Below are 15,215 nucleotides of genomic sequence, written 5' to 3' on the forward strand. Positions count from 1 at the left end.
TACGTAGGTTTTAAATAAAAACCTACTGCATTGAGCTAGCGCAGGTTTATCACAGAAATGCGATCGCAATCACGCTGGTCGCGCGCAGTTTACCCCAATTGACTTGGCATCGCCATGAAAATTATAGGTGATTTCAAACCTAAAATTCGGTTTTAAAAGAATCGTGCACTACAGAGTTCACCTTCTGACTTAGTGAGAGGTCGGAAAGAGAGAATATTACGATCACAGGCTACTATAACATTAATATTTAAAGATTTAATTTAGTAAAAAGTTAAACACGGTGAAATCGATTTTATTTGTTTCGATTGATTTAAATTTAAACAACATTAACTTCAACTCAAAAGCGTAATTGATAGCCTAAATAGCTAATACGCCCATTTTCAGATCGAATTCCGCTATTTGCTGCTGTAGTGACTAATGTCTCATCGAAGAGGTTTTCTATGCGAAAATAAATCTCATTATGGCGGTCAAAATGATAGTTCGCTGCTAAATCAACCCGCCACTGCGCCGCTACAGGTTGTAATTGTGCACCAAACTGACCCATTTCTCGTTCTGATTGATAAAAGACATTGGCATTCAATGCATATTCGCCATACTTCATCCCTGCGCTCAACTGCAGTTGCTGCTCAGGTAACCAAGCCACTCTATCGCCAGCCACGACGCAGCCCTGTATTTCATTGCAACTATCGGTTTGATACTCTGCGTTCAAATAATGATAATTCAGCGCCAAAGGTAACTGCACACTACCTACATCCCATTGATAGCCAAGATCCAGCTCAACGCCTTTAGTTAATACATCAGTCACATTGCCTTGAACCCACAAACGACTATCAGCACAACTTGCATAAGCATCACAGCTAACATGCAGGTTATCAAAATCTTGAATATAAGTTTTAACGCCAGCATTAAAACGATTGCTGGTATATTGGGCACTGACTTGATAGTGCAACGACACTTGGGCTTCTTGATCAAGATTGCCCGCACTCGCCGCTGTCCATGAGCGGCGAATATCCGTACTGAGGAGCCAATTTCCTGCATCATACAAAACGCCCAGTTGCGGCATCCAATCGCTATCGGAAAAATCGACCGCATCAAGCCCGGCATAGGCAATGTCGACCTTACGGGCAACATCGACTTGCTCATAAGCTAACGCAAGCTTGAATTGCAATCCCTCCCAATTAAATAACGAGTCGATTGCTGAAGTGAATGCGGTCGCATCGTCGGTATAGGCTAACAGCGCATTGGAGGCATCACCGATTAAACTTAGGTCTTGCTGCCATAAGCTCTGCTGCGAACCAAAGTGCATTTCGGCTTTATCGGTATGGTAACGGGCGCTGTAGATAATTTGGTGAGCACCATATTGATTCACCGACTCTGTTTGCATACCAAAGGAGTTGTAATCATTATCTTGCTGTAGTGAAGCCACCGCTACGCCATTAGCGGTTGGTTGACGTTCAAATGCTGCAATCGCAGTGAGACTCTGAATATCTATCTTTTGACCATCAAATTGATTAAGTTGATTTAATTGTTGTGAGTAGGATTGATAATAGAAATCGGTGATGACCTTATGGCCTCCGGCGAGTGCAACTTGATGCGAGAGCTGATACTTATGATGTCGTCCTTGGTGTTTATCCGCTGCGGTTACCGAATATACACTCATTGGATCTTGCAGCCAATCGGCCTGCGTTAACCCAAGTAAGGAGCGATAGCTATCATCATCAAGGAATTGATAGGTAAACTCAGTTATCTGCGGGCTTCTGGCGCCAAGTAAACTGGAGGCATTGATTTTAAATAAAATATCTGTGGTTTGACGTTCGGTATCCTGACCATTAAGCAAGTAATCGCTGCCACCGTCATTGTAATTAACGGCGAGTATCATGCCATAGTCTTTTGTTTTCACGCCCCAATTTACATCAACGCTGTAATCCGAATCGGTATTACCCTCGAGAGTCGCCTTATTCGCTGATTTTTCGGCTACGGCTAAAGTTTGATAACTCACTACTCCAAATGCCCCTTGGCCACCCACTGCCATATTGGCCATCGGCGTCGCTGTAACATTCTGTTGTTGAAGTAAATTAGGTAATAATTGTAATTGCGGTGCAGCATAAGGCGCAGGAGAAAAATACACTCTATCTTGTAATATCGCTACGCCTTGGCTCGCGCTACGCATGCTGATATTCGCAGGGTTACCACTGAGATCTGCCGGTAAAACCGTCAATGGCGTTAATTGCTCTAAAGCTAAGCTGCTAGCGGATGAATGGAATGCACTATTAAGTTCATTAAGCTCAAGTAGTTGACTATGAAGGTCATCGGCAAGGATATTGCTAGAACAAGCCAAAGATACCGAAATAGCACAGAGCGACACAGTGAAGTAATGAGTAGACATACCAAACTCCCAAAAACTTTATTAGCACACGGCACTCGCGTGACACTTTTGTTATTGGATTGTAAAGTAACTGAGTTTACTTGAAAAAAAAAGCGACTTTGGTCGCTTTTTTTTATTAACTGCAGGAAACTGAATTTGTTAAGCTATCCAGCGAAAAAACGGTACGCTAATAATTACAAATTACCTAAAATTTCATCGCTCAATTTCAAATCATCATTACGATTGACGCTTACGCCAGCTGCAATAATATTACGAGCAATCTCTTGCGCTTGTTCTAATGAATGCATCTCATACGTACCGCATTGGTATTCGTTCAGCTCTGGGATTTCAGATTGTTCAACCACTTTAAGCACATCTTCCATTGCAGCTAACCAAGCATCGGCGACTTGGCGCTCAGTCGGCTCACCAATCAAACTCATATAAAACCCAGTACGACAACCCATAGGCGAAATATCAATAATTTCAACGTTATTGCCATTTAGATGATCACGCATAAAGCCGGCGAATAAATGCTCTAACGTATGAATACCCCGCTCACTGAGAATATCTTTATTCGGTGCACAAAAACGTAAATCAAATACCGTAATCGCATCACCCTTAGGTGTACTCATATGCTTAGCTACGCGTACGGCAGGTGCATTCATTCTAGTGTGATCGACAGTAAAGCTATCAAGTAGTGGCATAAAGATCTCCAAATTCTCAAGGCGACACAATGCCGCTATAACAGTGGGTTTATGGTTTGAAAGCATAACACTAAATAAATTATGCCGATAACAACATAATCAAAGATGAAATCATCTCATCTATAATCGCCCAAAAAATCAACCAACGAGAACCGCACTTTATATTAGCGCCATACAAAAAAGCCACTCGTGTTAGGAGTGGCTTTAAATTGAACAAATAGGTTTAGCCGCGACAATTTGGCGTGTTCGCCACTTGCGCATCAGCATCCCATTCACTTTGGGTAAAAGTATGAATAGATAACGCATGTACGCCATTTTCTAACTCATGGGCCAATTGCGTGTTCACTAATCGATGGCGAGCCAGTAGGCGTAAACCATCAAATTGTCCACTCACTAACACCACTTTAAAATGAGTTTCTGAATTGGGCGGTACATTATGGCGATTACTTTCGTTGATCACTTCTAAGTGGCTTGGTGAGAAACCAGCCGTTAACTTTTGCGTGATCGTGTTAGCCGCAGTGCCCTGAGCTTGAGTGTTGGACATATTTGAGTCTCAGAATGGGAAATCCAGTGGGCGAAGATTAATGCTTCGAGTGGCAAAGATCAAATTGCGACGCTGTTGGTCAACGCTCCCTCATTATGCTTTATCACGCGGCTAAATATTTTTACCGTCATGAATCCAAAATGATTGGCGTAAGGATTGAGTTCATAGATAGATATCAAACATTCGATATTAAGCACAGGCATTAAACACAGGCATTAAGCATGAAAATTAACCATTAACTGCCTGAAGGTGTAATTCCAACGCGGATCTTTTACTTTCAAACGCTTAGGTAAACTATGCTGCCAATCCTTTTGCATCGGCCAATGCATAATCAATAAATCGCCACTCTGTAAATTAATGCTATATCGAGCAGGGCTGTGTTTATGCTTAAGCACAAAATCCCGCGATGCACCCAAGGTAATCGAAGCAATATCACTGCCCTTGGCAATTTCAGGTTCATCATCGCTGTGGGCGCCCATGCAGTCTTTACCGTCGACGTAATGATTCACTAATACGCCATTACTGCCCAAACTAAAATCCTTAGCTAGTTTATGTCTAAGCTTATTAGCGTATTTAGGCCAAGGTAAGGCGCGAATAAAAAGACCTGAATATAAATAGTCGCAGCCTAGATCGCCAAACCAAACTTGCTGGCGGGGAATGGCATGAAATTTACCAAAGACTTGGATTTCAGGACGACTCAAGGGATAAGCCTGCGCTTCATTTATCAGCGCGACTTGCTGCTCGTTATTAAGATAACCTCGTATTAAGGTGATGGGAGGTTTTGGCTCTAATGTTAGCAGAGCTTTTTGCGGCGTTATGTCGTCATCATGCTTACTCACACATTCTCCTGTCGAGCGGCTTACACTCTGCTCTGAGCCAACACGCTAAGGCGTCGCACTACGCCATTAAATCTGCGATAATCAGCGCCCTAATTTATTGGCGCAGTGTGGCACATGACAACACAATTTTCAGTAGCGGGTGTTGAACTCGAACTTTTACGCTATCCAGCAGAGCAAGAATCTCATCTTCAAGCTTGGGATGCCGCCGATGAACACTTACTCAAAAGCCTGGTTGAAGCTGCACAACCCACCGTTGCCACCGCCATTATCAACGATAATTTTGGCGTATTAAGTTGTGGTTTATCCAAAATAAACTCTAGCTGGCCGCTGTTTGTTGAGACCGATGCCAAAACCAGCTTTTTAGGCACTGAGCAAAACCATGGCCGCAACCAGCTATCAGCTAGTAATCTCCAATGGTTTACCAGCCGTGATACCTTGCCAAATCACTTAGCTTTAGTTTTAATGAAGTTACCTAAAAACTTAAGCTACTTTGCCCACCAGTTAACGCGTCTATCGCAAGTATTACCCGCAGGGACGCGTATATTAGTGGCAGCAAAAGCGAAATCAATCAATGGTGCCTTACTCGATATTTTTGCTAAAAACGTAGGCCCTGCAAGCGCCAGCTTAGCCTGGAAAAACACTCGGGTGATCACCTGTATTAGCGATGGTAAATCAAGAGCATTAGCTAAAGAAGTCACTTGGGCCATACCTGAATATCAATTCGAGATCAGTAATTTAAGCAATGTATTTGCCGCGAACAAACTCGATATTGGCGCACGTATTATGTTAGACAATCTGCCTAAAGGAGACTTTACGTCGATTGTGGATCTGGGTTGTGGCAATGGTGTACTGGGTTTACGAGCTGCGCAGCTATTCCCGGCTGCTGATATCCATTTTATCGACGATTCTGATATGGCAGTTGCATCCGCTAAAGCCAACTGGGCGCGCAACTCATTGCCCGCAGATAAAGGCCACTTCTATTGGGACGATTGCATGACACATCTGCCAGATGAAGTGCAACCCGACTTGGTGCTGTGTAACCCGCCCTTTCACCAAGGCGAAGCGATTACCGATCATATCGCGTGGCAAATGTTTTTAGACGCTCGCCGCCGTTTAAAAGATGGCGGTATCTTACATATTGTGGGTAATCGTCATTTAAATTATCACGTGAAATTACAGCGTTTATTTCAGAACTGCACCACAGTTGCCTCCAACGGTAAATTTGTAATATTGCAAGCACAGAAAAAATAGCACATTAAATCAAGTAGATTATCTTGCATTAACGTGAATAAAACCCACAGTTAACTTAATCGGCAAAAAGCCACCATCGACTCAGTCGGTGGCGGATTTTAATTATTAATCATAAAGTTAAGAATAAAACGTTAAAAGATTTCAATCTCACTGCAATTATACTAATCGTATTAAAGCAATGCTTTATCAAGTGCTTGTGCAACATCGGCAATAATATCGTCGATATGCTCAATCCCAACCGAAATACGCACGAGATCCTCTGATACCCCTGCCCTGGCTAATTCATTAGCATCCAATTGTCTGTGCGTCGTACTCGCAGGATGACAGGCTAACGATTTTACATCACCAATATTAACTAAGCGTAAAATCATCTGCAGTGCATCAATAAAACGTCCACCTACAATTTTACCATCTTCAGGCGTGGCCGCTTTAATACCAAAGCTAACAATGCCAGAGGCTTTTCCACCGGTGATTTTGTGGCAATTTGCTTGATAAGGACTGTTGGCTAAGGCGCCGTAGTTCACCCAACTGACCGCGGGATGCTGCACAAGATACTCAGCCAAAGCGAGAGCATTAGAACAATGACGCTCCATTCTTAGACTTAAGGTTTCTAGCCCTTGCAGCAGTAAAAATGCACTGTGTGGTGAAAGTGCAGCGCCAGTATTACGCAGTGGTACAACGCGGCAACGACCAATAAACGCGGCAGGTCCAAAGGCTTCGGTATACACCACGCCATGGTAAGAAGGATCCGCTTGGTTCAATAACGCAAATCGCTCTTTATTCGCTACCCAATCAAACTTGCCTGAGTCAATAATTGCGCCGCCAATCGTTGTACCATGGCCGCCAATATATTTAGTAAGAGAATGGATAATGATATCAGCACCATATTCAAACGGACGACATAACACAGGTGTCGCCACTGTATTATCGACAATCAAAGGTACGCCATGTTTATGGGCTATCTCAGCTAAACGCTGTAAATCAACAATATTACCTGCTGGATTACCAATAGATTCGCAAAACAAAGCCTTGGTTTTATCATCGATTAACTCATCGAGCCCTGTAAAATCATCGAAGGCGGCCATACGGACTTCAACACCTTGGCGCGGCAGCGTATGGGCAAACAGATTATAAGTACCGCCATAAAGCTGGCTAGTACTGACAATATTATCACCCACCTGAGTCAATGCTTGAATCGCATAGGTAATGGCCGCCATACCCGATGCCACAGCCAGCGCACCGATACCACCTTCAATGGCTGCAAGACGCTGCTCTAACACACTAGTCGTGGGATTCATGATCCGTGTATAAATATTACCTGCGACTTTTAAATCAAATAAATCAGCACCATGTTGGGTATCATCAAAGGTATAAGAGGTTGTTTGATAAATAGGTACAGCGGCCGACTTAGTGGTCGCTTCTGACTCATAACCATGATGCAATGCCAGTGACTCTAGTTTCATGTTCTCTTCCTTATTGATATCGCTTATTAACGATGCCTACGTTTCAACGCTTTGCCGTGGTGAGTGACAACACTTAGCTTTCAGCATCCTCACGCATCTGTATTTTCGCTAATCACAATGCCAACCTTCAGCCAAACAATGTTGGGACAGCATTGGATTTATGCATGTTCAACAAGCTAACAGATAGCCATCTGGAAGTCTAAATATTTTTAACTGCTGAATATGGCTGCCCCCATATGACACTCTAAATATGACCACCTGCGGTGCATTTACCTGCGGGTTACTTCTATAGCGTTGATTTAACAAGCTTAAGGTCTTAATTTAAACACCTCGTTATATTTTTTTTAACCTTGATTTAAATACGCTAAACCACACTATTGCTACATAATGGGGTTATTTTAGCGATGCGCTAAAATCTCACAGTTTATTTGATTAGCGTAAGTCATGCCTTACGAGTGTTATTTCAGCGTAAAACTCACTTATACCGGTAAACAAATCTATTTATCGACATTCGCAGAGTCAGGCTTGCTTTATTTTTTTACTTGTCCTATGGTATCAACCAAGCACTTATGATGTATTTAATTAGCCAATAACGACTAATGTTTTAATAAAATTTTAAATAACTTTTAAATAAAAAAACAGGCTAAAAATCAGTTATCATAAGTTTGATTTTTATGGCGTTAAGCAAAAGTTAAACCGCTAAACATTCATTTTGACTGGAGATGTAAAACTATGTTTAACAATGCATTTTCATCACAACATTTAAATGGGCTTGCTATCAGACTTCACTCAGCAAACGCCATTCGCTTCTCTCTAAAATTCCCAGTTTAAGCCGAGCGTCACTCACGCTCGGCAGGTATCAAACAATTATTTAAAATAAACTAAGAATACTAATAATAACATTATATTATTCCCTGTTTATCTTTGTAACTTCGTTATTTCAGAGGTAGCAATGACATTCTCTTTATTTACTAATTTTTTTCAGAATCTTATTTTAAAAACAGAAACATATTATTTGCAGAATAGTTTCAATACCTCTCTACGCCCAACAGCGTTAGCAGGGGTGATCAGTAAACTTGAACAATTAAAAAATAATACAACAAGCGATAATGTCACAGTTGGAAGGCAAATCTGTTTAGTTAATTTGCAGGACCAGCAGGAGTACCAAGTTGAACTTGTGTATCCACAAAGACATAAACCCAGTGCGGGACGCTATTCTGTGATATCTGATTTAGGTGTCAGTCTGCTTGGACGCTCGAAGGGTGAGATGGCAGAGGTTAATATTTTAGGTAAACCCGTTTTGTTTATGATTAAAGACGTTATTTTAGCTAAAAAATAATTATAACCTCTAACTATTTATATAAAACTTTAATGCTAATGTTTAAATAACAGTATGTTCAATTCAGTGGCAACATACTGTCAACTCGCTTTAGCAACTGCTTATAGCGGCTTTTAACACTGTGGAATAAGAGGAAACTTTATTTTGAAGTCATTAACAGGCCGCACTATTTATTAATGATGCGCATTGACCAGGCGATACAATGTAAAAACATAACATTTAAACTAACTCGTTAATTAGCTTATATAAAGTCAAGGCAGCGCTTTATTAACTATACAACATGATGTTGCGAGGCTTAAGCACTACACCTCGATTGTTAAATTTATACATCACGTATCGTATATGGTCATGCATCACTATAAATAATCTGGTTCAATTGAAGTTTAAAGAATTGAGCCTCACTATCAAAACCGAATTGCGGCGCGGGATTGGGTAGTAAACTTCACTTTAGTTACCTTCGTTTTGGAGACAATATCTATGAGTAAAGAAAAAAATAAAAAACCGCCAATGAAAACCTTAAAAGAGAAGCGTCAGGATAAACGGAATCGCCCAAAAGCAGCCGACTAAACTTATCCTATATTATAAAAATCTCTTCAATCCTCTCTTAAATTAAGTCAAAAATAGGGTGCTAAATTCTTTAGCACCCTATTTTATTTTATCGATTTATTGTTCAGCCATGCTATTTCTGCAATCCAATTATCATTGAGTGATTTATCGTCTCATACATCCTAACGCCATAAACTATCCCAATCGGCGTCGATACTGCTCTGGTGAACACTGAGCATATTTTTTAAACATCACGATATAAGGTGAGGTTTGGTTATAGCCAAGCGTCAATGCAACTTCTTTTATCGCTAATCCTTGCCGTAATAATTGCAGGGAATAAATAAATTTATGTCTTTGCCTTAACTCAGTAAAACTCATTCCTAATACTTGTTGGCAGCGGCGAGCCAAAGTACGTTCAGTCGTATGTAACTCACCCGCCCAAGTCTTAAAGGTTTTTGGGCTCGCAGGATCAGCCTCAAGGGCTTGCAGCAGCGGATATAATAGTTTATCAGTCGCGTTAGGTAAAAACTGCGGCAAGGCTTGTCCTAAGGTTAATTGATCGAGTAAAACCTTCACTAAACGTTTATCTGCTAGTGTTTCCGCCACTTTCACGCCTCGCTCTCGCAAATCATTAACAATCGATTGGGCAATCGGCGTTACGCTTAAAAGACAAGTTTCAAGGGGAAAGCCTAATGTCTGTCCTACGACTATGTTCATTGAACAATAATGAATACTGCGCCGAGTATAGCTTTCATGCTCTATGCCTGCTGGCACCCAAATAGCATATTGTGATGGTGATAGAAATCGCTGTCCTGCGGCATGTAACTCCATAATACCGCCACTGATTAACTGCAACTGTCCCCAAGGATGTTGGTGTTTAGGCGTAACCGTATTAGGCAGAAATGCTTCATAATTGAAAAAGATATCCGCTAGGGGCTTTTGCTCTGCCCATAAAGGATGGTAAACAATTTGTGTGTTCATATTTTCACCTCAAGCGGGTATCACTTTCGTCACTCATGCTAACGGGCTCAGCCCCGCACTACGGTATTATACCAGTCACATTAACTATCTAATCAGTTCAGAGCCTCACAGGTATTTCAATCCGAGGCGCATTGACGCAGAAATGGTTATTCCCTTTTAAGTTAATGCAACACGGGAGTGGGATGCCTGTGAGGCTCCCAAAGGGCGGGTTTCAACGCGCTTTATACTGCGTTTAAGGCTTTCGACAGAGCACCACTATGCCTTCAAGCCTTCGCCTTATCTAAAGCGCGTTGAACTCCCGCTGAATGAACAGATAGTTAATACGATTGGTATTAATGCAATAAGTCAAGAATGCTCATGCAAGGTGTAATATTTAATCGTACTCTGTCCGAAGCGAAATTGACCTTGTCTGTTAAGCGATATTTATATCGTAGCCGACCATAGATAATAGCGGCTTCTATAGTGATGTCGATACTTAACGACGCTAGATTAAGGCAAAATTATGTTGTACCTATTTCCCCTATTGGCTGTCTTTATCTGGGCGGGTAATTCGATTGTGAATAAACTGTCCTTTGGAATGATTGAGCCTGAGGCGATCGCTTTTTACCGCTGGTTTTTCGCCATGCTAATACTGACGCCATTCGTTATTAAGCCTGTATGGAAAAAACGCCATATCATTCAGCCACTGTTACCCAAATTTGCCACACTCGCATTGCTTGGTATGGTGTTAAATCAGAGTCTGGCTTATTTTGCAGCGGCCACGACCACGGCGACGAATATGGCACTCATCACCTCATTAGTACCGATGATAAGCCTATTTTTAGCCGTGCCATTACTCAAACAAAAGTTATCACCACTTGCATTGATAGGAATGATTATTTCACTGTTTGGATTGATTTTTATGTTGAGTCATGGCGATATCGTAAACTTTTCGGTTGGGGTAACCCAAGGCGACATGCTGCTGCTGATCAGTGCTTTTATGTATGCCCTCTATGGTGTTTTAATCAAACGCTGGCAACTACCGTTAGCCACTTGGGAATCCGTGTATATTCAAGGAGTGATAGCTGTGGTTTTACTGTTACCACTATTATTTAGCGGTTCAAGTATGGCCATTACCACCCAATCCGCGCCGCTTGTTATGTATGCAGCCATAGCGGCATCACTTGTAGCACCATGGGCGTGGATCAATGGTATCAATCGACTCGGGGCAGATAGCGCCAGTGTATTTTTCAATCTGATGCCTATTGTTGCAGCGGTACTGGCGGCAATTATTCTAGATGAAACCTTAGCCATTTATCATTATATTGGCGGCTCTATGGTTATTATGGGTGTCATGCTGGTACAGATTAAATTTAAACCCAAAGTAGCTCCTACGTTAGCTTGCCCTGACTAATATAGGTTAAATAATCAAAGCCTTGGCAACACTGTGAAGGCGATTCACACGCGAGTAATTAACACAAAATAGCGCCGCAATCGGCTGCAAATAAAGGCAACTCCATAAATAACGGCTAAGCTATTTAGTAAGTTATTAATGGAGATGTCCCTATGTTCAATAGTATTCGTGTTAAGTTTTCACTGATGTTTGCAATTATGGCTGCTGCACTGATTATTATGGCAATAACCGACGCTACGCAGAGCCGTGCTACTGTGAAACAAATGCAAGAGTTTAGTCAGTTATTTAATCCGGCAATTTCAGCAATACTCAATGCTGATCGCGATCTTTACCAAGCGCAATTAAGCGAAGAAGTGTTACTAAAACCAGAGCTAAACACTGATAATCGCAAAAGTGAAATTGATAATTGGCAAGAAAACGTCGATCAAGCCCGCGATAGAATGGGTGAGTTTAAAAAAATCCTAAAAGACCATCCTCAAGTTCTGCAATCCACCAATGGGTTTGATGCGCAATTTTCGCTTTGGTATCAAGCTTCATCTGAAGTCATTAATGCCGTCAAAAGTAATGATATTGAAAGCGCTAAACGGCTGCACGAAACTAAAGCTAAACAAGAGTTTGATGCGTTAAGAAGCATCTATAATGCCGCTGGGGAAGCTGCTGATAACAGAGTGAAAGAGTTAGATTTACAAGCAACTGAACAAGCTACGACTCAAAGTCAAATATCCTTAACTATTGCCAGTTTAGTGGCCATTGTCGCCCTCCTAATTGCCTATTTTGGCCCTAAAATCATCGTTGATGCTATTAAGGATATTACCAGCAGAATCAATGATATTGTTGATGGTGACGGCAATTTAACCCAGCGCATTCCCATCGTTCGCCAAGATGAAATAGGTGCTCTTGCCCATGCTTTCAACTTATTTGTCGCGCAGTTACAAGACATGGTTATCGCAATTATTAGTCAAACCAAAGATGTGAGTCACACTGTTGAAAACTTAGCAACAAAATCGGCGACAACAATTAGCATCAGCCATGAACAAGAGCAGTTTGTCGATACTATAGTCACCGCTGTTAATCAAATGAGTGCGGCGGTGAGAGAAGTTGCCACAAATGCTCAGCACACAGCCAGCGAAATCACTAAGGTGAATGATCAAACGATAGAAGGTAAAAAAGTATTATCGCAGTCAGTCGATCATATTCAGCAACTTTCTGAATCGGTAAAAAATGCGGTGGTCGTGATCGAAAAACTCGCCGTTAACTCAGCCAATATTGCCTCGGTACTCGATGTGATCCGCTCCATTGCTGAGCAAACAAATCTTTTAGCGCTTAATGCTGCTATTGAGGCCGCTCGCGCAGGTGAACAAGGCCGCGGCTTTGCTGTTGTCGCCGATGAGGTACGTACCTTAGCGAGCCGAACAGGCTCTTCAACCCAAGATATTCAGCGCATGATTGAAGAATTACAACGCGGTGTAAACGATGCGGTGAGAAGTATTGAATCAGGCGCCAGCTTGACCGCGTCCACAGTCAGCCTCGCCAACCAAACTCAAGATGCCTTAGATGAAATCTTAAATTCCACCGCTAAGGTCAGTGACATGTCCACCCAAACCGCAACTGCGACTGAAGAACAAACCCACGTGACTGAGGAGATTAACCGTAACTTGACAGAATTATCTGATAAAACAAGATACTGTAATTCAGTGATTCAAGAAACACAGCAAATCGTGATCAACACAAAAACCATTTGTAGTAATCTTCAAAAAGAAGTGGCACGCTTTAAAGTTGCATAGTCTGGCTAGTTTATAACAGGAAACGATTGTCGCGATAAAGAGTGCTCAGTGTTGGCACTCTTTATTTAAGCCTTTTATGGGCCTGTTGCTGCCACTATAGCTAAAACTAATACTACTTTTTGAGCCTCTATGGATTAAAGATAAATGTTAATCCCTAGCAACATACACTCTTATCATCGCAGTAATCTCGCAGCATCATTCAATAACCCTTCAGCCAAAAAATGCCTTTCTTGGGCAAATTCAATTTAATATTCGATTTATGGCCTCAAAATAATCATAGAAAACCATATGAAAATAACTATTTCAGCGTTAGTTTAAAATAATAAAGTATTGATTAAATTATCAAATACCCATCAAATATCATGTTGCACAACCAAATAATAACCTCACGATCACATTAGAAGTAAGAACGTCTAGACGTCTAAATTGACACAATGCAGAGGATCAAATATGCTTCGCCTTAAGTTGCTAGGATACGATGCTAAAGCGACACCCATTTAAACGAGTTTTACCGCTAAGGATATTGCGGAAAAACGCCAAGCGAAAGAGAGATAACATTGAGCGATTCATCAACAGTAACATCACAGCACAGCCCGGCATCTTTCGTTGCCCTGTTGCCATTATTTGTCTTCTTAGGTCTTTTTATTGGCGCTGGCGTATATTTTCAAAGCCAAGGTGTCGACTTTGCTTTTTATCAATTACCGAGTGTTATCGCTATTTTACCCGCGATCATGCTGGCGATAATTTTATCGAAGCAAAAATTAAATCAATCAATTGATACCTTTATTGGCGGTATTGGTCACAGCAATATTATTGCGATGTGTTTGATTTATTTGTTAGCTGGCGCCTTTGCTGCCGTAGCTAAAGCTACTGGTGGCGTCGATGCCACGGTTGCGCTAGGTTTATCATTAATCCCATCGAATCTGTTATTACCCGGATTTTTTGTCATTGCCGCTTTTATTGCAACTGCTATGGGCACCTCAATGGGCACCATCGCCGCTGTCGCACCCATCGCCCTTGGCGTCGCCGACCAAGCCCAAATCGACTATGCGCTGATGGCGGGCGCCGTGATGTCTGGTGCCCTATTTGGTGACAATTTATCGATTATTTCCGACACCACCATTGCAGCCACTCGTACCCAAGGTTGTGATATGAGAGATAAATTCCGTGAAAACCTGATTTTCGCTATCCCAGCATCATTGCTAACGTTAATTGCGTTTGTATTCGCAGGCCAAGGCCAAGCGGAGTTAGCCGCACAGAATATTGATTTTATTAAGGTCATTCCTTATCTGACCATTTTGATCTTAGCCGTGGCGGGTCTGAACGTATTTGTAGTGTTGACCTTAGGTATCTTGCTCGCGGGCGCAACTGGTTTATTGACCATGGATTACGGCGTGATCCAATTTGGTAAAGATATTTATGCCGGCTTTAGTAACATGCAGGAAATTTTTATTCTGTCTATGTTGGTTGGTGGTTTAGCAGCACTGATGCAACAACAAGGTGGGCTCGCCTTCGTTAGCAAACAGATTGAAAAGCTGATTGCGCGCTTTTCAAAAGCGCAAGGTGAAGCATCGTGCCGCGCAGCAGAGCTCGGTATGGCTGGCATAGTCGCAGTGACTAACACTTGCGTGGCCAACAACACGGTTTCTATCGTTGTAACCGGCGATATTGCCAAGGACTTAGCCGAAAAACATGGCGTTAGTCCAAAACGTGCCGCCAGTATATTGGATATATTCGCATGTATTATCCAAGGGTTAATCCCTTACGGCGCCCAAGCTTTACTTATCGCCTCGACCTTTAGCATCACACCACTGGCTGCGGTATCACACGCTTGGTATTGCATGATTTTAGCCGTAGTGGCCGTTGCGATTGTGATTTTACGCAAACGTCATTGATAGGTAGCACTGTACTTATCGCGTGTTAAAAAGCAGCTTGTAATAACTCATTTAAACACCGATAAGTACCACTAAAGGAGCCGGATTCGGCTCCTTTTTTATGTTTAAATT

At 41.9% G+C, this 15,215-nt stretch carries 11 protein-coding genes; 5 read left to right on the forward strand and 6 right to left on the reverse strand.

The genetic code is table 11. From position 1 onward, the window contains the following. Positions 1 to 337: 337 nt before the first annotated feature. From C9I43_RS11715 to C9I43_RS11730, 4 genes are all read right to left on the reverse strand, one after another. Complete coding sequence (locus C9I43_RS11715; protein WP_107883561.1) at positions 338 to 2,386, reverse strand: TonB-dependent receptor domain-containing protein; 2,049 nt, start codon at positions 2,384 to 2,386, stop codon at positions 338 to 340. A 173-nt stretch (positions 2,387 to 2,559) separates the two neighbouring features. Next, positions 2,560 to 3,069 carry an S-ribosylhomocysteine lyase gene (gene luxS / locus C9I43_RS11720; protein WP_107883562.1) on the reverse strand — a complete coding sequence of 170 codons (510 nt, stop codon included), beginning with the start codon at positions 3,067 to 3,069 and terminating at the stop codon, positions 2,560 to 2,562. Between the two features lie 223 nt (positions 3,070 to 3,292). Beyond that, on the reverse strand, positions 3,293 to 3,613 hold the full coding sequence (locus tag C9I43_RS11725) for a BolA family protein (protein ID WP_076496264.1): 321 nt from the start codon (positions 3,611 to 3,613) through the stop codon (positions 3,293 to 3,295). A 215-nt stretch (positions 3,614 to 3,828) separates the two neighbouring features. Then, entirely contained in the window at positions 3,829 to 4,452 is a 624-nt protein-coding gene (locus tag C9I43_RS11730) for an alpha-ketoglutarate-dependent dioxygenase AlkB family protein (RefSeq protein ID WP_107883563.1), read from the reverse strand. Between the two features lie 114 nt (positions 4,453 to 4,566). Here C9I43_RS11730 and C9I43_RS11735 point away from each other — a divergent pair, with 114 nt between their 5' ends. After that, positions 4,567 to 5,703, forward strand: coding sequence for a methyltransferase (locus tag C9I43_RS11735; RefSeq protein ID WP_107883564.1), 1,137 nt, complete (start codon positions 4,567 to 4,569; stop codon positions 5,701 to 5,703). Between the two features lie 170 nt (positions 5,704 to 5,873). Here C9I43_RS11735 and C9I43_RS11740 read toward each other — a convergent pair whose 3' ends face one another. Further along, positions 5,874 to 7,166, reverse strand: coding sequence for an O-acetylhomoserine aminocarboxypropyltransferase/cysteine synthase family protein (locus C9I43_RS11740; protein WP_107883565.1), 1,293 nt, complete (start codon positions 7,164 to 7,166; stop codon positions 5,874 to 5,876). Between the two features lie 952 nt (positions 7,167 to 8,118). Here C9I43_RS11740 and C9I43_RS11745 point away from each other — a divergent pair. Further along, on the forward strand, positions 8,119 to 8,505 hold the full coding sequence (locus tag C9I43_RS11745) for a GreA/GreB family elongation factor (RefSeq protein WP_076496258.1): 387 nt from the start codon (positions 8,119 to 8,121) through the stop codon (positions 8,503 to 8,505). Between the two features lie 741 nt (positions 8,506 to 9,246). On the opposite strand, the gene C9I43_RS11750 is transcribed toward C9I43_RS11745, so the two are convergent. After that, positions 9,247 to 10,032 (reverse strand): AraC family transcriptional regulator, encoded by a 786-nt coding sequence (locus C9I43_RS11750; protein ID WP_107883566.1) that lies wholly within the window; start codon positions 10,030 to 10,032, stop codon positions 9,247 to 9,249. Between the two features lie 502 nt (positions 10,033 to 10,534). Between C9I43_RS11750 and C9I43_RS11755 the strand changes: the two genes are divergently transcribed. The 3 genes from C9I43_RS11755 (at position 10,535) to C9I43_RS11765 (ending at position 15,104) form a co-directional block, all read left to right on the forward strand. Beyond that, positions 10,535 to 11,425 (forward strand): DMT family transporter, encoded by an 891-nt coding sequence (locus C9I43_RS11755; RefSeq protein WP_107883567.1) that lies wholly within the window; start codon positions 10,535 to 10,537, stop codon positions 11,423 to 11,425. A gap of 152 nt (positions 11,426 to 11,577) precedes the next feature. Then, positions 11,578 to 13,209: a methyl-accepting chemotaxis protein gene (locus C9I43_RS11760; protein WP_107883568.1), complete on the forward strand. Its 1,632-nt coding sequence runs from the start codon at positions 11,578 to 11,580 to the stop codon at positions 13,207 to 13,209. 557 nt (positions 13,210 to 13,766) lie between these two features. Further along, complete coding sequence (locus C9I43_RS11765) at positions 13,767 to 15,104, forward strand: Na+/H+ antiporter NhaC family protein (RefSeq protein ID WP_107883569.1); 1,338 nt, start codon at positions 13,767 to 13,769, stop codon at positions 15,102 to 15,104. Positions 15,105 to 15,215: the final 111 nt, after the last annotated feature.

Origin of the sequence: Shewanella morhuae, assembly GCF_003028295.1 — a bacterium.
GTDB classification, from domain to species: Bacteria; Pseudomonadota; Gammaproteobacteria; order Enterobacterales; family Shewanellaceae; genus Shewanella; species Shewanella morhuae.